Annotated in this window: 22 protein-coding genes; 17 read left to right on the top strand and 5 right to left on the bottom strand. The window is 71.6% G+C overall.

All coding sequences use genetic code 11. The features are described 5' to 3' along the window. Positions 1-110 precede the first annotated feature (110 nt). The 3 genes from AMA02S_RS33665 to AMA02S_RS33655 all read left to right on the top strand — a co-directional run bounded on the left by AMA02S_RS33665 (position 111) and on the right by AMA02S_RS33655 (position 3,692). Positions 111-1,640: a bifunctional uroporphyrinogen-III C-methyltransferase/uroporphyrinogen-III synthase gene (locus AMA02S_RS33665; RefSeq protein WP_281181947.1), complete on the top strand. Its 1,530-nt coding sequence runs from the start codon at positions 111-113 to the stop codon at positions 1,638-1,640. Between the two features lie 23 nt (positions 1,641-1,663). Next, the gene (gene hemB / locus AMA02S_RS33660) at positions 1,664-2,644 is read left to right on the top strand and encodes a porphobilinogen synthase (protein WP_067466865.1); all 981 of its coding nucleotides are present in this window, start codon (positions 1,664-1,666) and stop codon (positions 2,642-2,644) included. 391 nt (positions 2,645-3,035) lie between these two features. Further along, positions 3,036-3,692 carry a bifunctional DNA primase/polymerase gene (locus tag AMA02S_RS33655; protein ID WP_067467194.1) on the top strand — a complete coding sequence of 219 codons (657 nt, stop codon included), beginning with the start codon at positions 3,036-3,038 and terminating at the stop codon, positions 3,690-3,692. On the opposite strand, the gene AMA02S_RS33650 is transcribed toward AMA02S_RS33655, so the two are convergent. Beyond that, positions 3,676-5,367: a serine/threonine-protein kinase gene (locus AMA02S_RS33650; RefSeq protein WP_067466862.1), complete on the bottom strand. Its 1,692-nt coding sequence runs from the start codon at positions 5,365-5,367 to the stop codon at positions 3,676-3,678. The genes AMA02S_RS33655 and AMA02S_RS33650 overlap by 17 nt on opposite strands. A 131-nt stretch (positions 5,368-5,498) precedes the next feature. On the opposite strand from AMA02S_RS33650, the gene hemL reads away from it, so the two are divergent. Continuing rightward, positions 5,499-6,791, top strand: coding sequence for a glutamate-1-semialdehyde 2,1-aminomutase (gene hemL / locus AMA02S_RS33645; RefSeq protein ID WP_067466859.1), 1,293 nt, complete (start codon positions 5,499-5,501; stop codon positions 6,789-6,791). On the opposite strand, the gene AMA02S_RS33640 is transcribed toward hemL, so the two are convergent. Next, positions 6,788-7,660 (bottom strand): 4-hydroxy-tetrahydrodipicolinate synthase family protein, encoded by an 873-nt coding sequence (locus tag AMA02S_RS33640; protein WP_067466856.1) that lies wholly within the window; start codon positions 7,658-7,660, stop codon positions 6,788-6,790. The two genes, hemL and AMA02S_RS33640, sit on opposite strands and share 4 nt — an antisense overlap. Positions 7,661-7,665: 5 nt before the next feature. Beyond that, positions 7,666-8,607, bottom strand: a complete 942-nt coding sequence (locus tag AMA02S_RS33635) for an EamA family transporter (protein WP_067466853.1) — start codon at positions 8,605-8,607, stop codon at positions 7,666-7,668. A 72-nt stretch (positions 8,608-8,679) separates the two neighbouring features. Here AMA02S_RS33635 and AMA02S_RS33630 point away from each other — a divergent pair, with 72 nt between their 5' ends. The 6 genes from AMA02S_RS33630 to ccsB all read left to right on the top strand — a co-directional run bounded on the left by AMA02S_RS33630 (position 8,680) and on the right by ccsB (position 14,492). Next, positions 8,680-9,648, top strand: coding sequence for a LysR family transcriptional regulator (locus AMA02S_RS33630; RefSeq protein ID WP_067466850.1), 969 nt, complete (start codon positions 8,680-8,682; stop codon positions 9,646-9,648). 77 nt (positions 9,649-9,725) lie between these two features. Beyond that, entirely contained in the window at positions 9,726-10,364 is a 639-nt protein-coding gene (locus AMA02S_RS33625; RefSeq protein WP_067466847.1) for a histidine phosphatase family protein, read from the top strand. Between the two features lie 42 nt (positions 10,365-10,406). After that, the gene (locus tag AMA02S_RS33620) at positions 10,407-11,018 is read left to right on the top strand and encodes a TlpA family protein disulfide reductase (protein WP_439951622.1); all 612 of its coding nucleotides are present in this window, start codon (positions 10,407-10,409) and stop codon (positions 11,016-11,018) included. Between the two features lie 3 nt (positions 11,019-11,021). Beyond that, the gene (locus AMA02S_RS33615) at positions 11,022-11,762 is read left to right on the top strand and encodes a cytochrome c biogenesis CcdA family protein (RefSeq protein ID WP_067466841.1); all 741 of its coding nucleotides are present in this window, start codon (positions 11,022-11,024) and stop codon (positions 11,760-11,762) included. 1 nt (position 11,763) lies between these two features. Beyond that, positions 11,764-13,485 carry a cytochrome c biogenesis protein ResB gene (resB, locus tag AMA02S_RS33610; protein WP_067466838.1) on the top strand — a complete coding sequence of 574 codons (1,722 nt, stop codon included), beginning with the start codon at positions 11,764-11,766 and terminating at the stop codon, positions 13,483-13,485. Between the two features lie 5 nt (positions 13,486-13,490). Beyond that, positions 13,491-14,492 carry a c-type cytochrome biogenesis protein CcsB gene (gene ccsB, locus AMA02S_RS33605; RefSeq protein ID WP_067466836.1) on the top strand — a complete coding sequence of 334 codons (1,002 nt, stop codon included), beginning with the start codon at positions 13,491-13,493 and terminating at the stop codon, positions 14,490-14,492. Positions 14,493-14,550: 58 nt separating this feature from the next. On the opposite strand, the gene AMA02S_RS33600 is transcribed toward ccsB, so the two are convergent. Further along, the gene (locus AMA02S_RS33600; protein ID WP_067466833.1) at positions 14,551-14,850 is read right to left on the bottom strand and encodes a PLDc N-terminal domain-containing protein; all 300 of its coding nucleotides are present in this window, start codon (positions 14,848-14,850) and stop codon (positions 14,551-14,553) included. Positions 14,851-14,968: 118 nt separating this feature from the next. Between AMA02S_RS33600 and AMA02S_RS33595 the strand changes: the two genes are divergently transcribed. Both AMA02S_RS33595 and AMA02S_RS33590 read left to right on the top strand, forming a co-directional pair. Further along, positions 14,969-15,961, top strand: a complete 993-nt coding sequence (locus AMA02S_RS33595; protein WP_067466829.1) for a hypothetical protein — start codon at positions 14,969-14,971, stop codon at positions 15,959-15,961. Positions 15,962-16,169: 208 nt separating this feature from the next. Beyond that, positions 16,170-16,448, top strand: coding sequence for a hypothetical protein (locus AMA02S_RS33590; RefSeq protein WP_067466826.1), 279 nt, complete (start codon positions 16,170-16,172; stop codon positions 16,446-16,448). Positions 16,449-16,546: 98 nt separating this feature from the next. Here the strand turns inward: AMA02S_RS33590 and AMA02S_RS33585 are convergent, their stop codons facing one another. Continuing rightward, positions 16,547-16,750, bottom strand: a complete 204-nt coding sequence (locus AMA02S_RS33585) for a BldC family transcriptional regulator (protein ID WP_067466823.1) — start codon at positions 16,748-16,750, stop codon at positions 16,547-16,549. 246 nt (positions 16,751-16,996) lie between these two features. Here AMA02S_RS33585 and AMA02S_RS33580 point away from each other — a divergent pair, with 246 nt between their 5' ends. The 5 genes from AMA02S_RS33580 (at position 16,997) to AMA02S_RS33560 (ending at position 20,976) form a co-directional block, all read left to right on the top strand. Next, positions 16,997-17,962, top strand: coding sequence for a threonine ammonia-lyase (locus AMA02S_RS33580; RefSeq protein ID WP_067466820.1), 966 nt, complete (start codon positions 16,997-16,999; stop codon positions 17,960-17,962). A 44-nt stretch (positions 17,963-18,006) separates the two neighbouring features. Then, the gene (locus tag AMA02S_RS33575; RefSeq protein ID WP_067466818.1) at positions 18,007-18,246 is read left to right on the top strand and encodes a DUF4229 domain-containing protein; all 240 of its coding nucleotides are present in this window, start codon (positions 18,007-18,009) and stop codon (positions 18,244-18,246) included. 121 nt (positions 18,247-18,367) lie between these two features. Beyond that, the gene (locus AMA02S_RS33570) at positions 18,368-19,093 is read left to right on the top strand and encodes a demethylmenaquinone methyltransferase (RefSeq protein WP_067466815.1); all 726 of its coding nucleotides are present in this window, start codon (positions 18,368-18,370) and stop codon (positions 19,091-19,093) included. Between the two features lie 122 nt (positions 19,094-19,215). Further along, positions 19,216-20,472, top strand: a complete 1,257-nt coding sequence (locus tag AMA02S_RS33565; protein ID WP_067466812.1) for a geranylgeranyl reductase family protein — start codon at positions 19,216-19,218, stop codon at positions 20,470-20,472. Between the two features lie 144 nt (positions 20,473-20,616). Continuing rightward, positions 20,617-20,976, top strand: a complete 360-nt coding sequence (locus tag AMA02S_RS33560) for an NADH-quinone oxidoreductase subunit A (protein ID WP_067466807.1) — start codon at positions 20,617-20,619, stop codon at positions 20,974-20,976. Positions 20,977-21,017: the final 41 nt, after the last annotated feature.

The following is a 21,017-nucleotide window of genomic DNA, read 5'->3' as shown; positions in this document are numbered from 1 at the left end:
GCGGCCGGGCATCCATCCCGGAAGCCACCACGCCCGGGGCTTCCCCAGGTACCGCCAGGGGGACGGGCGACGCCCCGGCCCGCCGCACCGCCGACCCCGGCACGGTCGCCATCGTCGGCATGGGTCCGGGCGACCCCGGTCTGCTGACCCTGCGCGCCGCCGCCGAACTGGAGCGCGCCGACACGGTCATCGTCGGCCGTGCGCTGTGTCCCGACGAGATACTGTCCCACTGCCGTCCGGACGTCGAGATCATCGACTCCGCGGACGGCGACCCGGCCAAGCTCGCCGCCCGCGCCGCCAAGGCGGGACGGCGGGTCGTCCGGCTGTTCCAGGGCGACCCGGGCCTCGGCTGCGGCCTGGCCGCCGAGGGCGCCGCGCTCGCGAAGGCCGGCGTCCCGTTCGAGGTCGTGCCCGGCGTGTCCGCGGTGACCGGCGTGCCGGGCTACGCGGGCATCCCGCTGACCGACGCCAAGCACACCGAAGTCCGCGTCGTGGACGCCTCGCACGGCGGCGTCGAGTGGGACCGCTTCGCCGACCCCGCCGCCACTCTGGTGATCCTCGGGGCCGAGGGGGCGCTGCCCGAGACCGTCAAGGGCCTGGTCGCCGCGGGGCGTCCCGACAACACGCCCGCCGCCATGACGAGCCTCGGCACCACCACCGAGCAGGAGACCGTCGTGTCGACCCTGCACCGGTTGGTCGCCGACACCAAGGGCATGGAGTCCCCCGCGCTGATCATCGTCGGCGACGTGGTGGGCTGGCGCGACAAGCTGTCCTGGTTCGAGACCAAGGCGCTGTTCGGCTGGCGCGTCCTGGTGCCGCGCACCAAGGAGCAGGCCGCGTCCCTGTCGGACCAGCTGCGCGGATACGGCGCCGTCCCGGACGAGGTCCCGACGATCTCCGTCGAGCCGCCGCGCACCCCCCAGCAGATGGACCGCGCCGTCAAGGGCCTCGTCACCGGACGGTACGAATGGGTGGTCTTCACCTCCACCAACGCCGTCAAGGCCATCCGCGAGAAGTTCGTCGACTACGGCCTGGACGCACGCGCCTTCGCCGGCCTCAAGGTCGCCGCGGTCGGCGAGCAGACCGCCGCGGCGCTGGTCGAGTTCGGCATCCAGCCCGACCTCACCCCGACCGGACAGCAGTCCAGCGAGGGCCTGGCCGAGGTGTGGCCGCCCTACGACGAGGACCTCGACCCGATCAACCGGGTCCTGCTGCCCCGCGCCGACATCGCCACCGACACCCTCATCGCCCGGCTGACCGAACTCGGCTGGGAATGCGAGGACGTCACCGCCTACCGCACCGTCCGGGCCGCGCCGCCGCCCGCCCCGATCCGCGAGGCGATCAAGGGCGGCGGGTTCGACGCCGTGCTGTTCACCTCGTCCTCCACGGTGAAGAACCTCATCGGGATCGCCGGCAAGCCGCACAACGTCACCGTCATCGCCGTGATCGGCCCGCAGACCGCCAAGACGGCCGAGGAGTACGGGCTGCGCGTCGACGTCATGGCGGACAAACCGTCCGTATCGGCCCTCGCGGAGGCTCTGGCCGAGTACGGTGCGAAGCGGAGGGCGGCCCAGATCGAGGCGGGGGACCCGCTGCGCAAGCCCAGCCAGATGCGCCGGGGCGCCCGTCGTCGCAAGTAGACAGCCACGGGAGAGAAACAGACATGTCCGCTCAGTTCCCCGTCGCACGGCCGCGGCGCCTCCGACGCACCCCGGCGCTGCGCCGCATGGTCGCCGAGACCCGGTTGAGCCCGGCCGAGCTGGTGCTTCCGATGTTCGTCAAAGAGGGCATCGCCGAGCCGCAGCCCGTCACGTCCATGCCGGGGGTGTTCCAGCACACCCGCGACAGCCTCCGCAAGGCCGCGCACGAGGCCGCCGAGGCGGGCGTCGGCGGGATCATCCTGTTCGGGATCCCTGCCGTCAAGGACGGGAACGGCTCCGCCGCCGACGACCCGGCCGGGATCGTCCAACTCGCCCTGCGCGACCTGACATCCGACCTCGGCGACGCCACCGTCGTCATGACGGACCTGTGCCTGGACGAGTACACCGACCACGGGCACTGCGGCGTCCTCACCGGCGCCGGCGAGGTCGACAACGACGCCACACTGGAGCGCTACGCCTCCATCGCCGTGGCACAGGCCGCCGCGGGCTCCGCCGTCGTCGGCCCCTCCGGAATGATGGATGGCCAGGTCGGGGCGATCCGCGAGGCCCTCGACGGCGCCGGCTACCCGGACATCGCGATCATGGGCTACTCCGTCAAATACGCCTCCGCCTACTACGGCCCCTTCCGCGAAGCCGCCGAGTGCGCGCCTCAGTTCGGCGACCGCTCCGCCTACCAGCAGGACCCGGCCAACACCGACGAAGCACTCCGCGAGGCCTTCCTCGACCTTGACGAGGGCGCCGACATGGTCATGGTCAAGCCCGCCGGCGCCTACCTCGACATCGTCCGCCGCGTCCGCGACAACGTCGACGTCCCCGTCGTCGCCTACCAGGTCAGCGGCGAATACGCGATGATCGAGGCCGCCGCCGAGAAGGGCTGGATCGACCGCGACCGCACCATCATGGAGTCCCTCCTGTCCATCCGCAGGGCAGGCGCCAACATGACCCTCACCTACTGGGCCACCGAGGTAGCCCGCAAGCTGTGATTTATTGGGGGGCTGGTTTTTGTTGGGGGGGCGACCCCCCATACCCCCCCCGGCTGCGCGGCTCGCCCCCTCCTCACTCGCTAGCGCTCGCTGCGGGGGCGCGGCGCGCCGGGCATGCCCGCTGCGCTCGCAGAGCCCGCTCCGCGTGCCTGTCCCGTAACCGCCGGCTGAGGCTCAACTGAGCGTTGGTTGAGGCTCAACCTGCCGGGGGGCGGTCTCAGATCGTCGGTTGGGATTCGGGGTTTTGGTGACGGTGGGTGATAGTTCCAGTGATCACAAGGTCCTAGTCACTTAGGGTTGTTTTAGGGGGTTGCCGTGTGCCGGTGAGAGCGGCGGCGGCATCATCGTCTATCAAGAACCCACGGTCGACCTGGGATATTGGGGGGCGGACATGCTGGCGGTCTCGGGGAGTAGGCGGCAGCGGGCGGCGCGTGACCGGATGGCGGCGGCGGCGTCGGAGTACGCCGGGCTGGGGTGGCCCTGCTTTCCCGGGGCGCATCCGCCCGCCGATGGTGACCGAGCGTGCTCGTGTGACCGGATCGGTTGTCCTGACCCCGGGGCGCATCCGGTATCCGCTGCGTGGGCGCTGGAGGCCAGCGTCGATCCGGCGGTGATCAAGCGGTGGTGGGCCGAGCGGCCGCGGGCCAACATCATTCTGCCGACCGGACGGGTCTTCGACGTGTTCGACATTCCCGCGGCGGCGGGCGCGCGGGCGCTGGAGCGGATCGCGCGGGACGATCTGCCGGTGGGGCCCGTCGCGAGCGTGGGCGGGGAGCGGCACCTGTTCTTCGTCGGCACGCGCGGGGCGCCCGCCGACGAGGACGAGTGGTGGTCCTGCCACCTCGACACCTCGCCCGAGACCGTCACCGAGACGCCGGGGATGCGCTGGCACTGCCGCGACAGCTACGTCGTGGCGCCGCCGTCCGTCCTGCCGCACGGGCGGGACGTGAGCTGGCTGCGGGCCCCGGAGGGCGGCGGGCTCCCCGACCCGCTGCGGCTGCTCGAAGTCCTCGCCGACAGCTGCGAGGCCCTCAGCGAGGGGTCTTGACCGGGGCCGTGCGGCCCCAGCCGGAGTAGGACGCCGTCAGTACCTGCGTGCGCTTCTTGGTGGCGTCCTGCGCGCGGACCCAGAGCTTGACCGGGAGGTTGCCGCGATCCAGCCGCACCGCGAAGCTGATCTTGTCGGTGCCGGTGGTGCGCGCCATCTCCGTGTACAGCAGGCCGACGCCCGGGGCCTGTGCCAGGGCGGAGAGGGGCGCCTCGCCCTGGTAGACCGTGCCCGCCTTGCGGAGCGTCGTGGCCGACCTCAGCAAGGTGGTCAGGTTGGAGACCGAGCTGCCCTGCCGTACCTGCTCGGCCAGCATCGGGTAGCCGCGCCCGCCGGCGGGTGAGTGCCGCCACCGTTTGCCCGCCCGCAGGTACACGACGTCGCGGACGAGGACGGTCTGGGCCGCCTTGCGGGTCGCGCCGGAGCCGGAGACCGTCATCGAGAACGAGGGCAGGCCGCCCTGGACCACTCCGAGCGAGCCCCTGGCGGTCGCGGTGCCGCAGCAGCCCTTCCGGCTGAAGGAGAACTTGGCGCCGGCGGCGCGGGCGGTCGCCTGGTCGATGCGCGCGACCAGCGGTGTCGGATCGACGCCGCCGTTGGGGAGCGCGGACTGCGGCGTGCTGCTCTGCGCGGGGGTCGGGTCCGGCGGCTGTTTCTGCCCGTCGTCCTGGAGCAGGGCGGCGCCGCCCACGGCCGCGCCGACCACGACCAGCCCGGCCACCGCGATGGCCATCCAGCGGCCGCGTGACCCGCCGCCGGCCGGCGTGGCCGCGACGATCACGTTGCGGCCGCTGGTGCGCGCCGGTTTCGGCTTCGGTTCCGGCCGCGCGGCGGCCTGCGCCGACAGCTCGGTGAGCCGGCCGCGGCCCTGCGCCTCCCAGGACGGGCCGTACGCCGACACCGCTGCGTCCTCGACGGCGCCGAGGAAGTCCGCGGCGGACTTCGGGCGCTCGTCCGGGTCCTTGGCCAGCCCCTGCGTGATCAAGGCGCGTAGCGGTCCTGGGACCGCCTCGGCCGGGATCGGCGACTCGCGGTGCAGCTTGGCCATGTTCCGGCCGGTGAACGGCGGCCGTCCGGTCAGGCACTCGAAGAAGATCGCGGTGGCGGCGTACAGGTCGGTGGAGACGCTCGCGGGCGCCCCGTCCCAGAGTTCGGGCGCGGCGTATGCCGGCCCCGACTGTGCCTCGGTGCCCGCCGGGGCCGTCGCGAAGTCGGCGAGCCGGGCGTTGCCCTCGGCGTCCACCAGGACGTTCGACGGACGGACGGCGCCGTGCACGATGTCGCGGCCGTGCGCGGCGGCCAGCCCGAGGAGCGTTCCGCCGAGCATCGACAGTGCCGCGAGCGGGCCGGTGGGGCCCTGCACGGCCAGGACCCGGCGCAGTCCGACGCCGGCCACGCTCTCCATCACGATCGCGGCGCCGTCCGGTGTCTCCACGAAGTCGTAGAAGTCCACCACGTTGGGGTCTTCGAGCTGGGACAGGCTCCGCGCGGCGGCGCGGAAGCGCGCCAGGAACGCCTCGTCGGCGCGCAGCGCTCCGACGAGGTACTTGATCGCGACCTTCGTGCTCGTCTGGTCGTCGACCGCGAGTACCACCCGGCCCGAGGCGCCACCGCCGAGATCCCGCTCGTGGGTGAAGCCCGGTACCGTCCAGCCGTCAACCACGGTGAAAGCCATCCCTCCGATTCGGCTGACGCCGGTGAGTAGGTGGCGCCGCTACCGGGCGCCATGTCGTACTTGGTGGAATATCGGCCCGTACCCGGCGAGGTCAAGGGCAGTCGCCGAACTGCAACTGAGAGGATTGGGACGTGACTGGAACCGATCGCTCCCAGCAGTTGTTCGACCGTGCCGGCGGGGTCGTCCCCGGTGGCGTGAACTCGCCGGTGCGGGCCTTCGGGGCCGTCGGCGGCACGCCCCGCTTCATGGCCTCCGCGCGCGGCCCCTATCTGACCGACGCCGACGGCAACGAGTATGTCGATCTGGTGTGCTCATGGGGTCCGATGATCCTAGGACACGCCCATCCCGCCGTGGTGGAGGCCGTGCGTGAGGCGGCGGCGCGCGGCACGTCCTACGGCGCCCCGACGCCCGGCGAGGTCGAGCTCGCCGAGGAGATCGTCTCCCGGACGCCGGCGGGGAAGGTCCGGCTGGTCAACTCCGGTACCGAGGCGACGATGTCGGCGATCCGGCTCGCTCGCGGGTTCACCGGACGCGCCAAGATCGTGAAGTTCGCCGGGTGCTACCACGGGCATGTCGACTCGCTGCTCGCCGCCGCGGGCTCCGGCGTCGCGACGTTCGGGCTGCCCGATACCCCCGGCGTCACCGGCGCGACGACGGCCGACACGATCATCCTGCCGTACAACGACGTCGCCGCGCTGGGGCTGGCGTTCGACGAGCACGGCCACGAGATCGCCTGTGCGATCACCGAGGCGGTGCCGTGCAACATGGGCGTGGTGCCCCCGCTGCCGGACTTCAACGCGCTGCTGAAGCGGCTCTGCGAGCGCAGCGGCGCGCTCCTGGTGATCGACGAGGTGCTCACCGGGTTCCGGGCGTCCAGATCCGGCTGGTACGGGATCGAGGGCGTGCCGGGCGACCTGATGACCTACGGCAAGGTGATGGGCGGCGGGCTGCCCGCCGCGGCGTTCGGCGGCCGCGCCGACGTCATGGACCACCTGGCCCCCGCCGGGCCCGTCTACCAGGCGGGCACCCTGTCGGGGAACCCGCTCGCCACCGCCGCCGGTCTCGCCACCCTGCGCGGCGCCACGGACGAGGTGTACGCGGCCATCGACCGGTCGGCGCAGATCGTGTCCAAGGCGGCCTCCGACGCGCTCACCGAGGCGGGCGTCCCGCACCAGGTCCAGAACGCGGGGAACCTGTTCTCGATCTTCTTCACCCCCGAACCCGTGGGCGACTTCGCCGCGGCGCAGCGCCAGAACTCCAAGGCGTACGCGGCGTTCTTCCACGCGGCGCTCGACCGCGGGATCTACCTCCCGCCCTCGGCGTACGAGGTGTGGTTCCTGTCGGCCGCGCACGACGACGCCGCCCTCGACCGCATCCTGGACGCCCTCCCGCACGCGGCCCGCGCGGCGGCCGCCGCGTCCTAACACGGGAGGCCGTGCAGGCTCTTACGCGCTCTGATGACGGTGGTGGGGTGCGGGGCGTGGAGTGGTGCGCGGACGGTGGCGGAGTCGATCAGGCCGGCGTCGGCGAGGCAGGCCTTCAGGACGGCCGGGGACGGCTCGCTGAACAGCGCCTCGACCATCGGGAGCAGGGCGTTGTGGAAGGTCAGACCGCGCGCCGTGTTCCCGTTGCGGGACGCCTCGGCCATCGCCGCGTACGCCTCCGGGGCCAGGCAGGCGGACGCGGCGATGGCCCCGCACGCGCCGAGCTGCATCATCGGGTAGGTGTAGGCGTCGTCCCCGCACAGGATCGCCTTGCCCGTCCCCGCGGCCAGCAACGCCAGGGTGTCCTGGCCGATGCCGCCCGGGCAGTGCTTCAGGCCCGCGACGGAGTCCAGCGACAGCAGCCGCAGGAGGGTCTCGGCGTTCAGGTGCTTGCCCGTCCGGTAGGGGATGTCGTACGGGAGGATCGGGACGTCCACGGCGGAGCCGATGGCGGCGAAGTGGTCGAGGACGCCCTCGTCCGACGGGCGCAGGTAGTACGGGACGACGACGAGCAGCGCGTCCGCCAGCGGAGCGCGCTCGCGGGCCTGCTGGATCGAGTCTTCGGTGCCCACCGTCCCGGCACCGACGATCAGCGGCGTCCCGTGCTGGATGGAGACGGCGCGGCACACCTCCAGGACCGTCCGCTGCTCGGCCGGGCTCAGCATCGGGGCCTCGCCGGTCGTGCCGAGCGCGACCAGCCCGGACGCGCCGCCGTCCAGGCAGTGGACGGCGAGCCGTTCGAGGGACTTGGCGTCCACCTCGCCCGAGCGGGTGAACGGCGTCACGAGCGACGCGTGGATTCCGTGCATGGTTCTCACCTCGTCTGGACGGGTTCGGTGATGGGGGGTGCCGGGGAGAGGGCGACATCGGCGGACGGACGGGTCCGCCGCAGCCGCACACTCCCCGCGGCGACCCCGGAGATGATCAGCGCCGCGCCGAGCAGCCGCGTCCCGGTCACCTGCTCGTCGAGGAACACGGCGGCGGAGACGAGCCCGAACGGCGGGACGAGCAGCGAGTACATCGCGACCGTGCTGGCCTCGTAGCGGCGCATCAGCCAGCCCCATGCGCCGAAGCCGAAGAGCGTGGAGACGTAGGCGATGAACGCCAGGGAGGCGACGCCGGCGAGGGAGACGTGCCGGACCGCGTCCGGCACCGCGCCGGGCCCCTCGAAGATCAGCGACAGGGCGAACAACGGGATGGGCGGCACCAGTGACAGCCACACCATGAACCCGAACGCATCGACCGGCTCCCGCGCCTCCTGGTTCATCCGCCGCATGCCGACGTTCGACAGCCCCCAGCTCGCCGCTCCGGCGAGGCACAGCAGGAACGCCAGGACCGGGCTTCCGCCCTCCGCCTGCGCCGCGCCGAGCAGCGCGACCCCCGCGAACGCCACGATCATGCCCGCGATCTGCCGCGGGCCCGGCCGCTCGCGCAGCAGCAGCGCCGCGAACAGCGCCGTGAAGATCGCCTGGACCTGGAGGACCACCGACGCCAGCCCCGCCGGCATCCCCATCCGCATCCCGATGAACAGCAGCGCGAACTGTCCCACCCCGAGCGGGATGCCGATCAGCGCCAGCCACCGTGCCGGGACGGCCGGCCGCCGGACGAAGAACACCGCGGGCAGCGCCGCCGCCGTGAACCGGAGCGCGGCGAGCAGCAGCGGGGAGAAGTCGTCCAGGGCCACCTTGATGGGGACGAAGTTGAATCCCCAGAGCGCGGCGATCAAGGTGGCCAGCAGGACGTGGCGCGGTTTCATCCCTCGATCGTCGTCACCGGTTTGTTTTAGGACAAGCTAGAACTCCTTGACACTTCGTTTTAGCATTGCTACATGCTCGATCTGGAACGGCTGCGCGCCCTGCACTCCGTCGCGACCTACGGCTCGGTCAGCGCCGCCGCCGACGTGCTCCACGTGACCACCTCCGCCGTCTCCCAGCAGCTCGCCAAGCTGGAGAGGGAGACCGGCCAGAAGCTCCTCGAACGCAACGGGCGCGGCGTCCGGCTCACCGACGCCGCCGAACTGCTCGTCGCGCACGCCGAGCGCATCCTGTCGCTCGTCGAGCAGGCCCAGGCCGATCTGGAGGCGCACCGCGGCTCGGTCGTCGGGCAGCTGTCGATCGCCGCGTTCCCCACGGCCGTGCGGGGGCTGATGCCCGCCGCGCTGCGCCGGCTGCGCGGCGACCACCCCGACCTGCGCGTCCTGCTCCGCGAGGAGGACCCGATGCGCAGCATGCCGCTCGTCTCCCGCGGCGACCTCGACATGGCCGTCGTCCAGGACTGGAACAACGAGCCGCTGCCGCTGCCCGAGGGGCTGCACAAGGGGATGATCTGTCACGACATCGCCGATGTTGCGCTGCCCGCCGGGCACCCCCTCGCCGGCCGCGCCGCCGTCGAGCTGAGGGAGCTCGCGGGCGACACCTGGATCAGCTCCTCGCCCGACAGCATCTGCTGCGACTGGCTCCTGCGGACGCTGCGCGCCATCGACAGCGAGCCCCGCATCGACCACATGGCCTACGAGTTCGCGACCCAGCTCGCGCTCGTCTCCGCGGGCCTCGGCAACACGATCCTGCCGCGCCTCGGCCGTTGCGACGTGCCGCCGGACGTGGCGGTCGTACCGCTGGCCGAGCCGTTGTCGCGGCGCGTCTACGCCCTCTGGCGCGAGGAGGCCGCCCGCCGCCCCGCGATCCGCGCCGCCGTCACCGCCCTGCGTGCCGCCGTCCCCGCGGGGGAGGCCGTCCCCGCGGACGGCGCCGCCGCCGTGATCGCGGATGTCCCCCGGCACCCCGCCGCCGCGCTCTGAAACGCAAGCCGCCGCGCGACTGGGAAGGGGCCCGCGGTGGACGGCGCCCCCAAGCCGCGTAGGTACTCTGACGGGCGATGGCTGACAAGACGATCGTTCACCTGCTGCGGCACGGTGAGGTGCATAATCCCGGCGGAATCCTCTACGGGCGGCTGCCCGGCTACCGGCTCAGCGAGGACGGCGTCCTCATGGCCAAGGCCGCCGCGAAGTGGTTCGCCGACCGGGACGTCACCGCGCTGTTCTCCTCGCCGATGCAGCGGGCGCTGGAGACGGCCGCGCCGCTGGCCGAGGCGTTCGACCTGCCCGTCACGGTGGACGACCGGCTGATCGAGGCCGACAACCACTTCGAGGGGCTGACCTTCGGGGCGGGGGCGGGCTCGCTGCGCCGTCCCGAGCATTGGCGACACCTGGTCAACCCGTTCAAGCCGTCCTGGGGGGAGCCGTACCAGGGCCTCGCCGCCCGGATGCGCTCGGCGGTGATCAGGGCGCGGGACGCCGCACGGGGGCACGAGGCGGTCTGCGTGAGCCACCAACTGCCCGTCTGGATCCTGCGGTTGCACGCCGAACACCGCCGGCTCTGGCACCATCCGAACAAGCGCGAGTGCGCGCTGGCCAGTGTCACGAGCCTGACGTTCGACGGCAGCCGCCTGGTGGAGGTGGCCTACAACGAGCCCGCCGCGGGCATCGCGAAGGGCCCCAGTGTCGCGGGTGCCTGACAGCGCCGCTAGATTGTGTACTACGTCCTGTAGTAGGAGGGTCTGTTGAGCCCCCGAGTCTCCCCCATGCGCCGTCCCGTACGCGCCGCCGCGGTGCCCGTCGCCGTCGCGCTCTGCGGGCTGCTGGCAGGCTGTGCCGGGAGCGGCGCAGCCGAGGACGGCACGGGCGGCAACGGCAACCGCTTCATCTCCGGCGACGGGAACGTCACGGAGTTCACGCCGGGCGACCGCAAGAGCGTCCAGGACGTCACCGGCGAGGGCCTGGACGGCAAGCCGTTCAGGCTGGCCGACCTCAAGGGCAAGGTCACGGTCGTCAACTTCTGGGCGTCCTGGTGCGCCCCCTGCCGCGGCGAGGCGCCCTCCCTGAACCAGGTCTACACCGAGAACAAGCCGAAGGGCGTGGAGTTCCTCGGCGTCAACTTCAAGGACGCCAAGGACAACGCCAAGGCGTTCGAACGCAAGTTCAAGGTCGCCTACCCGAGCCTGTTCGACGCGGACGGGCGGGTCACGCTGGCGTTCCGCGAGGTCCCGCCGAGCGCCGTCCCGAGCACCCTGGTCCTGGACCGGCAGGGCCGCATCACCGCCCGGATCATCGGCGCGACCACCTACTCCAAGCTCGGCCCGCTGGTCACCAAGGCCCTCGCGGAGAAGTGAGCGATGAGCGCCACCGAGACCGTCACGAGCGGATCGCTGTTCGCGGCGGCGCCGCTGGCGGCGCTGGCCGGACTGGTCTCGTTCGCCTCGCCGTGCGTGCTGCCGCTCGTCCCCGGCTACCTGTCCTACGTGACGGGCATGTCCGGCGCGGACCTGGCCGAGCAGAGGCGCGGACGGCTGCTGGCCGGAGTGTCGCTGTTCATCGCGGGCTTCACCGTGGTGTTCGTCAGCTACGGCGTGGTGTTCGGGGGTCTCGGGCGATGGCTCCTGGAGTACCAGGACCAGATCACCCGCGTCCTCGGCGCCGTGACGATCGTTTTCGGGCTGGCGTTCATGGGGTTCATCCCGGGGTTGCAGCGGACGGTGAAGTCCGGGCGGCTCCCGGCGGCGGGCCTGGCCGGGGCGCCGCTGCTCGGCGTCCTGTTCGGGCTCGGATGGACGCCGTGCATCGGCCCGACGCTGGGCGCCGTCCAAAGCCTGGCGATCACGGAGGCGAGCGCGGGACGAGGCGCGCTCCTGTCGCTGGCATACTGCGTGGGTCTCGGGCTGCCGTTCGTGGTGACCGCCGTCGCCTACCGGCGGGCGCTCGGCGCGTTCGGCGCGGTGAAGCGGCACTACCCCCTCGTGATGCGGGCCGGCGGCGGCATGCTGGTCCTCATCGGGGTGCTGCTGGTGAGCGGCCTGTGGGGCGATCTGACCATCGAGCTGAAGTCGTGGATCAGCGGCTTCGAACCGGTTATCTGAGATGAGCGACGTCAAGGACATGGAATCGGGGACGCAGGCGCCCTCGGCCCGGCAGGCCCCCGGAGAGGTCCCGAGGCCGGTGGGCATCGGCCTGCTCGGCTGGCTGCGCTGGGGCTGGCGGCAGCTCACCACGATGCGCACGGCGCTGATCCTGCTGTTCCTGGTGGCGCTCGGCGCGGTGCCGAGTTCGCTCTTCCCGCAGCGCGGCCAGGCGCCGGAGAAGGTCGCCGCGTACTTCGAGAAACACGAGACGCTCGCGCCGTGGCTGGACAGGCTGTCGCTGTTCGACGTCTTCGCCGCGCCCTGGTTCGCGGCGATCTACATCCTGCTGTTCGTCTCGCTCGCCGGGTGCGTCCTCCCCCGGGCGGTCAAGCACTACCAGTCGATGCGGGCGCGGCCCCCGGCGGCGCCCCGCAACCTCGGCCGGCTGCCGCAGTCGGCGTCCTACGAGACCGACGCACCGCCCGAGGACGTCCTGGCAGAGGCGCGCACGCTGCTGCGCAAGCGCCGGTTCCGCGTCGAGGTGTCGGACAGCTCCGCCGCGGCGGAGAAGGGCTACCTGGGCGAGACGGGCAACCTGCTCTTCCACCTGGCGCTGCTGGCCCTGCTGTTCGCGCTCGGCCTCGGCAACCTGTTCGGCTACCGGGGCAACGTCCTGCTGTCGGAGGGCAAGTCGTTCGCCAACTCGCTGAGCCAGTACGACGAGTTCGAGCCCGGCCGGGCCTTCGACTCCGACGATCTCGCCCCGTTCTCGATCACGCTGGACGACTTCACCGCCACCTACGAGACCAAGGGCGACAAGCGCGGCCAGGCCACCGACTTCCACGCCAAGCTCCGCTACCGGGACTCCCCGGACGGCAAGCAGAAGAGCTGGGACCTGCGGCTCAACCATCCGCTCAAGGTCGGTGGCGCCAAGCTCTACCTGCTGGGCCACGGGTACGCGCCGGTCTTCACCGTCCGGGACGCCAAGGGGAACATCGCCTACCGCGACTCGGTGCCGTTCCTGCCGATGGAGCCGCGCAACCTCACGTCCGAGGGCGTCATCAAGGCCCCGGACGCCGAGCCGGAACAGCTCGCCTTCTACGGGATCCTGTGGCCCACGGCGGTGGCGAGCGAGGACGGCAAGCAGATCATCTCGGCGTTCCCGGGACCCATCCGCCCCGTCGTGACGATCTCCTCGTTCAAGGGCGACATCGGCCTGGACTCCGGGACCCCCCAGTCCGTCTACAAGCTGGAGGGGATCGGCAAGACGCTCCAGCCCGTCAGGGGCGGCCAGAAGCTGCTGGAGCCGGGCGAGACCCTCACGCTTCCCGGCAACGCCGGATCGATCACCTTCGACGGGCTCAGGGAGTATGCGACCCTGTCGGTCAACCGTGACCCGGGCCGCCTCCCGGCGCTGGTCGCGGCCGTGCTGGCGGTGCTCGGCGTGGCGGCCTCGTTCATGGTCAGGCGGCGCAGGGTGTGGGTCCGTGCGAGCGCCGGAGAGGGCGGGCGTACGGTGGTGGAGGTCGGCGGCCTCACGCTGGGGAATCCGACCCCGGAGTTCGACGACATCGTGACCGCCCTCCGCGGTCCCGATGAGGACGCGGAGCCCGGCGAGAAAGCAGGGTCCGCCGAGAGAGCAGAGTCCGCCGAGAAAGCAGAGCCCACCGCGGGCGATCCCGACTCGACGCCTGACGGAGCGCCCGACTCGGACGGCCCCGACACAGAACCGAAGGAGTGACGAGGGTGGGCGACGCCGACCTCGCGAACCTGAGCGACAAGCTCATGCTGACCACGGTGGTGCTTTACATCATCGCGCTGTTCGCCTACGCCGCGGACCTCGGCTTCGGCCGCCGCCGCGTCGCGACCGCCGACGCGGCCGAGACGGCCGAGAAAGCCGAGGCGAAGGTTCTGGTGGCCGCCGGCGGCGCCGGGGCCGAGACCGCGGGCGCAGGGGCGGGCGAGTCCGCGGCCGCCTCCGCCGGGGAGGACGGCGAGCGCCGCCAGGTCGACTGGGCGCGCCTCGCGGTCCTGCTGAACGTGGTGGGCTGGGGCTCGCACCTCGGCGTCCTCGTGTCCCGGGGCCTTGCCGCGGACCGCTGGCCGTGGGCGAACATGTACGAGTTCCTCGCCGCGATCTCCTTCGCCGCGGTCACCGCGTTCCTGGTCGTGATGTGGCGGTACAAGGCGCAGTTCCTCGGCGCCTTCGTGATGGTCGCCGCCGTGGTCGCCCTGGGCGTGGACAACCTCTGGCTGTACGACTCGGTGGGCCCGGTCAGCCCGGCGCTCAACTCGTACTGGATCGCCATCCACGTGACCGCCGCGATCACCGCGACGGGGGCGTTCACCGTCGCGGGCGCGTCCACGATCCTGTACCTGGTCAAGGTCCGCGCGGAGGCCCGCAAGGCCGTCGCGGCGGGCGGGGCGCTGTCACGGTTGCCGTCCGTGGAGGCCCTGGACCGGCTGTCCCTGCGCGTGACGATGTTCGCGTTCCCGATCTGGACCGCCGCGATCATCATGGGCGCCATCTGGGCGGACGAGGCGTGGGGCCGTTACTGGGGCTGGGACCCCAAGGAGACCTGGTCGTTCGTCACCTGGATCATCTACGCGGCCTACCTGCACGCGCGCTCGACGGCGGGCTGGAAGGGACGCAAGGCGGCGATCCTGTCGATGGTGGCGTTCGCCGCGCTGCTGTTCAACTTCTTCGGAGTGAACTACATCTTCTCCGGCATGCACTCCTACGCCTGACTCGGCGAACGAGAAAGGGGACCGCTTCGGCGGTCCCCTTTTCCATTTTTCGGCTGTCCTAGACGTCGTCGCCGCCGCGCAGTCGCCGCTCGATCTCGCGGAGGAAGGCCGGGTCGTCGTCGGGCCCGACCGGCCCTTCGGCCGCCATCCGGGGCCAGGCCACGCGAGCGGCGTCGCGGCGCCGCGGTCGCCCGTCCAGCAGCCACAACATGGCCCCCAGCAGGAACCCGAACAGGGTCACGACGAACCAACCGGACTTGGACAGGTGCCGCATCTCCGACGCGTCCGTCTGGAGAACGTCAAGTAGGCAGAACAGCCATATTCCAAGCAGAAACAGCGTTACCAGCACATACGCCATGACCCGAGGGTAACCGGTGACCGATGGGGATGACGCGATGTCGCGTTCCGGCTTACTCTGCCTCCGGGACCCGGTCGCTCGTCGAACCCCCGCAGGGTCCCGCAGACAGAGGAGCCTGATGCGCTTCAAAGGCATCCACCGCAAGCCCCGGGAGCTGAAGAATCGGGAGGCCGCCCGGGGTGGCCAGACTCGCGCCGACGCTCGCGCCGACGCCCGCAGGGACGACTCCGCCTACTCGCCCTCACCGCCCGACTCGGGGCAACGGCCGGATTCGAACCAGGTACGTCCACGCAGTAACCAGCCCAGAGACCGGTTCGGCCGCTTCCGCAAGGCCGGACGTGACGACGACTTCGCACTCGGCCCCGACCGTCCCGGCGACGCCGCCGGGCTCGTCGGACGCCACGGACGGCGGCGCGCCGGCCGTCCACGGGCGGGCGACTACTCCTGGCGCGACTTCGAACTGGAGGACGACCGGCTCCGGGTGGAGCCCTGGCCACCGGGAATGCCGCATGTCGCCGACGGGCGACGTAACTGCGGCGTCCTGGAGGGCATCCTCTATCGGCAGTGGGACGCCCGGCACGGCCCGCCGACCCCCGAGGTGATCCGGGCGGTGGACAGCCTGGCCGAACTGCCCAACGTGCTCAAGGAGAAGCTGGCGAGCGGGCTCGACGGCATCTACGTGGGCCCCGGCGGTGTCCCGCAACTGGACGACATGGGCCACCTACGCGACCGGCCGCTGCCGTCCGGCCGCGCGACCTGGGACATCTGCGCGGGCGCCTACGGCGACCGCAAGATCATCGTGGGCGACCGGCCCTCGCCCACGCCGGATGTGATGCTGCACGAGATCGGGCACGCGCTCGACGACATCGACGGCGGCGAGGGCTGGACCTCTGACAGCCCGGCGTTCGTCGCGCTGTACGAGCAGTGCCTGCCGCACCTGTCGAGCGACTTCCACCGGCAGCCCGACGCGCTCGGGCGGCGCGAGTTCTTCGCGGACGCGTTCGCCGCGATCTCGTCCCGGCAGCGACCGGCCCTGGTGGATATGCTCGCCGGCAATATCCGGACGGCCCTTGAGGTCATGCTCTTCTTCAACCGTAAATACGGGATCTAGGGTGATTCTCGAAGTGACCTCAGCCGCAGCGCGGACGCGTGACCTGGCCGGTGAGGCGACGCCGGAGGCGGGCCCCGCCGGGCGGATCGCGACGCGATGCCGCGCTCACCCGGGCGCGGTGACGGTGCGAGCCGCCACGCGAGTGCCGTGGGCCGGGACTTCGAAACACTGCCCAGGACCCCGCGATGGACACCGAGGGTGATGGACGATGCAGGTGATCCGGCTCCCCGACGGCACGCTCCGGGTGCCCCACAGTGTCCTCGCCGAGCCGGACGAGGACGATCCCGGGCAGGGGCGGATCATCGCCGACGCCTACGTGGAGATCGGCCCGGACGACCCCGACTACGACCGGCTGCTCGGCCAGTCGCTCACCGAGGACGAACTGGCGGAACGGCGACGTCGCTGGCGGGACGAGGACGCGGATCTCCTCAGGCATTTCGAGGAGTGGAAGGCGGACCGTGCGGAGGACGAGGGCGCTTCCCCGTGATGCGCCTCGGCCGTGGCGGCGGTCCGAAAAGGGTTCAGGTCAGGTGCGCGGAGCCCGGTGCTCGGAACCGGGTGCCGGAACCCGTGCCTGGAACCGGCTCAGCGCGCCGAGTGTTCGGCGACGGGCTCGTCGCCGCGCAGCAGCGCGTGCACCTCGGACTCGCGGAAGCGACGGTGGCCTCCGGGAGTGCGGATGCTGCTGATCCGGCCAGCCGCGGCCCAGCGGGTGACCGTCTTCGGATCGACCCTGAAGAGGGCGGCCACCTCTCCTGGAGTGAGCAAGCGCTCGCTCGTGCTCTCCACGTTTTCTCTCCCCCTTTGTCCCGCTCTCGGCGCGGGTGGACTGTTTACAGTGTGGCGGGTCAAGACCGATTTCTCCCTTGTTTTCGGAAAACATGACGCTGGGTAGTCGGCCGAACTGGTCCGATCACGAGATGTACACGCGCCGTTGCGCACAATCGCCACGCAGACCCCGGTTGACCAGCCGTGTCACGTCCGCAACTGCGTGCTGACACGATGCCGGCCGGGAAGCGAATAGTCTCCGGGGTCATGTCGGACCTTGTCACCCTGGCGGAGATCGAGGACGCCGCCGGACGCCTCGCGGGCATCACCGTCCGGACGCCGCTCGTCCCGTTCCCGCAGCCGCCGGACTCCCCGTCGCTGCTGGTGAAGCCGGAGTCGCTCCAGCCGGTGGGGGCCTTCAAGCTGCGCGGCGCGTACGCCACCATCTCCTCCCTTCCCGAAGACGAGCGCGGGCGCGGCGTCGTGACGCACTCCAGCGGCAACCACGCGCGGGCCGTCGCCTACACGGCCCGCGCCTTCGGCGTCCGCGCCGTCCTGGTCATGCCGCACACGACGCCGGGAGTGAAGGTCGAGGCGTGCCGGGCGCTCGGCGCCGAGGTCGTGTACGTCGAGCCCACGGCCGAGGCGCGCGCCGAGACCGCCGGCCGGCTCGCCGCCGCGCACGGCTTCACGATGATCCCGCCCTACGACGACCCGCGTGTGATCGCCGGGCAGGGCACCGTCGGGCTGGAGATCGTCCAGGATCTGCCGGACGTGGCCGTGGTGCTCGTCCCGATCAGCGGGGGCGGGCTGATCTCCGGTGTGGCCGCCGCGGTCAAGGCGCTGCGCCCGGGGGCCCGGGTGATCGGCGTCGAGCCGGAGTTCGCCGCCGATGCCCGCGACTCCCTGCGGCAGGGCCGCCTCGTCTCCTGGGCGGCCGAGGAGACCGGCCGCACCATCGCCGACGCGCTCCGCGTCCAGCGGGTGGGAGACCTCCCCTTCGAGCACCTGCGGGCGCACGTGGACGCCATCGTGACCGTCACCGAGGAGGAGATCAGGGCCACCATGCGCCGTCTCGCCCGCGAGACCCGGCTCATCGCCGAGCCCGCCGGTGCCGTCGCCACCGCCGCCTACCTCCATCACCGCGACGAACTCCCCGAAGGTGACTCCTACGTGGCGATCCTGTCCGGCGGCAACGTCGATCCGGTGCTCCTCCAGGAGGTCCTCCGCTGACCTGCCGCGGGATCACGGAAGGCCGGGGGTAGGCTCGGAGGGTCATGCGTTCCGTACTCTTCTACACGGCCGCACGCCTGGTGATCTTCGTCGCCACCCTGGGCGTGCTGGCGCTGTTCGGCGCCCGCGGGTTCCTGCTCCTGCTGCTCGCGCTGCTGATCAGCGGCATCGTCAGCTTCGTCCTGCTCTCCGGCCAGCGCGACCGGATGTCCGCCGCGGTCGTGACGGGCGTGCGCGCCCGGCGCCAGCGGTTCGAGAAGGCGCGCACCAAGGAAGACGCCTGAGAACGAGGCGCTGAGAATGAGGCGCTGAGAATACGGCGCCGGGGCGGGCGCCGGGGTGGTGCCCAGGCCCGTGCCGCGGGGCGGGCGCACCGGGGGTCGAGCCTGCTCTTAGGGTGGACCTATGACCCGTGCCTCTCTGGATAAGCAGCCCGCCGACGTGGCGGCGATGTTCGACGGCACCGCCGAGCGGTACGACCTGCTGAACACGCTCATGACCGGCGGGCAGGACCGGCACTGGCGCAGGGAGGTCGTCCGGGCGGTGGACGCGCGGCCGGGGGAGCGGGTCCTCGATCTCGCCGCCGGGACGGGGACGTCGTCGGTGCCGTTCGCCGAGGCCGGGGCCGACACCGTGGCATGCGATTTCTCCCTGGGGATGCTGCGCGTCGGGGTGCGGCGGCAGGAGGGCGTCGCGCGGCTGAGCTTCGTCGCGGGTGACGCGTTGCGGCTCCCGTTCGCGGACGGCTCGTTCGACGCCGTCACGATCTCCTTCGGGCTCCGCAACGTCGCCGACACCGTCGGGGCGCTGCGCGAGCTTCGGCGCGTCGCGAAGCCGGGCGGAAGGCTGCTGGTGTGCGAGGTCAGCCACCCGCCGAACACGCTGCTGGCGCTCGGCCACAAGGCGCATCTGAGGTATGGGCTCCCCTTGCTGGCGCGGGTCAGCTCCAATCCCGACTCCTACCGCTACCTCGCCGAGTCGACGCTCGCCTGGCCCACTCAGGGGGCGCTGGCGCGGCTCATCCAGGACGCGGGCTGGCGGTCGGTGCGGTGGCGCGACCTCACCTTCGGGGTTGCGGCGCTGCACCATGCCACCAACCCGGAACGACGCAGCAGGGCCGGCGACGGGTGAGTGGCCGGACCGGTCCATGTTTGGATCGGCCCGGAAGTACCCACCAGTCGTGATAAAGGAATAGACTCCCCACCGGATCCTTGTGAAGTACTTCACAAGCGAACGAGCTGAAGAGGACCGCCGTGACCGACTCCACCCGACACGCAGACGTCATCGTCGTCGGGGCCGGCCCCGCAGGGGCGTCGACCGCCTACTGGCTTGCCCAGGCGGGTCTCGACGTGCTGCTGCTGGAGAAGGCGACGTTCCCGCGCGACAAGATCTGCGGCGACGGGCTCACCCCGCGTGCCGTCCGCGCGCTCATCGGCATGGGCGTGGACGTGAACGACCCCGGCTGGGGGCGCAACCGGGGCCTGCGCATCTACGGTGGCGGCGTCAAGGTCGAACTGCCGTGGCCGGAGCTCGCGAGCTTCCCCGACTACGGGCTCGTCCGCAAGCGCACCGACCTCGACCAGCTCCTCGCCGAGCACGCCGCCAAGGCGGGCGCCCGGCTGCTCCAGGGCTGCACCGTGACCGGCCCCATCCTGGACGAGCGCACCGACCGCATCACCGGCGTGACCGCCAGGTACGAGGGCGAGGACGTCCGCTTCCACGCGCCGCTGGTCGTCGCGGCCGACGGGAACTCCACCCGGCTGTCGCTGGCGATGGGCCTGCGGCGCCGCGAGGACCGTCCGATGGGCGTCGCCGTCCGCCGCTACTTCCAGACGCCCCGCCACGACGACGACTACATGGAGGCGTGGCTGGAGCTGTGGGACGGCGAGCGCCTGCTTCCCGGCTACGGCTGGGTGTTCGGCGTCGGCGACGGCACGTCCAACGTCGGGCTCGGCCTGCTCAACACCAGCAAGGCGTTCCAGAACGTCGACTACCGCGGCATGCTCCAGCGCTGGTGCGCGCAGATGCCCGAGGACTGGTGCTTTGACGAGGAGCACGCCACGAGCCGTATCCGCGGCGCGGCGCTCCCGATGGGCTTCAACCGCCAGCCGCACTACACCCGCGGGATGCTGCTCGTCGGCGACGCCGGCGGCATGATCAACCCGTTCAACGGCGAGGGCATCGACTACGCGCTGGAGTCCGGGCGGCTGGCCGCCGACATCATGGTGCAGGCGCTCGCCCGCCGCACCGCCGCCCAGCGTGAGCGGACCCTGTACGAATATCCGCGGATCCTCAAGGACGAGCACGGCGGCTACTTCACGCTGGCCCGGGTGTTCGTGCAGGCCATCGGCGACCCGCGCATCATGAAGTTCCTCACCTCGCACGGCCTGCCGCATCCGACGCTGATGCGTTTCACGCTCAAGCTGCTCGCCAACCTGACCGACCCGAAGGGCGGCGACGCGATGGACCGGGTCATCAACGCGATGCAGAAGGTGGCTCCCGCAGCATGAGCGAGGTTCGCGGGGCACACAGGTTGAGTTGTGTGACCGAACACCCCCGGAGGGAAGTGCTATTGATCACCTTGGCTAGGGTGGCGACCCGCGGCGGGGCCGCCCCGTACAGCGTCGTACGTTCCGAGGAGAGGCAGTAGAGACATGGATCTCTATGTTCCGATCATCGTGCTGGGGGTGCTCGCCCTCGCCTTCGCCGCCGGTTCGGTGGCGATGGCCTCGCTCACGGGGCCCAAGCGGTGGAACCGTGCCCGGTTGGACGCCTACGAGTGCGGCATCGAGCCGACGCCGCAGCCGGTCGGCGGCGGCCGCTTCCCGATCAAGTACTACCTGACGGCGATGCTGTTCATCGTCTTCGACATTGAGATCATCTTCCTTTACCCCTGGGCGGTCGCGTTCAACCACATGGGGATCTTCGGACTCGTGGAGATGGTCCTTTTCATCGTGACCGTGCTCGTCGCGTACGCCTACATCTGGCGGCGCGGCGGTCTGGAGTGGGACTGATGAGCGACGCGGAGGCGCGCGGCGCGCGCTGGACCGAGGAG

It is taken from the genome of Actinomadura macra NBRC 14102, from assembly GCF_001552215.1.
In the GTDB taxonomy this organism is placed as follows: Bacteria; Actinomycetota; Actinomycetes; order Streptosporangiales; family Streptosporangiaceae; genus Spirillospora; species Spirillospora macra.
The sequence above is the reverse complement of the archived record's forward strand: the minus strand, read 5'-3'. Positions and strand labels throughout refer to the sequence as shown.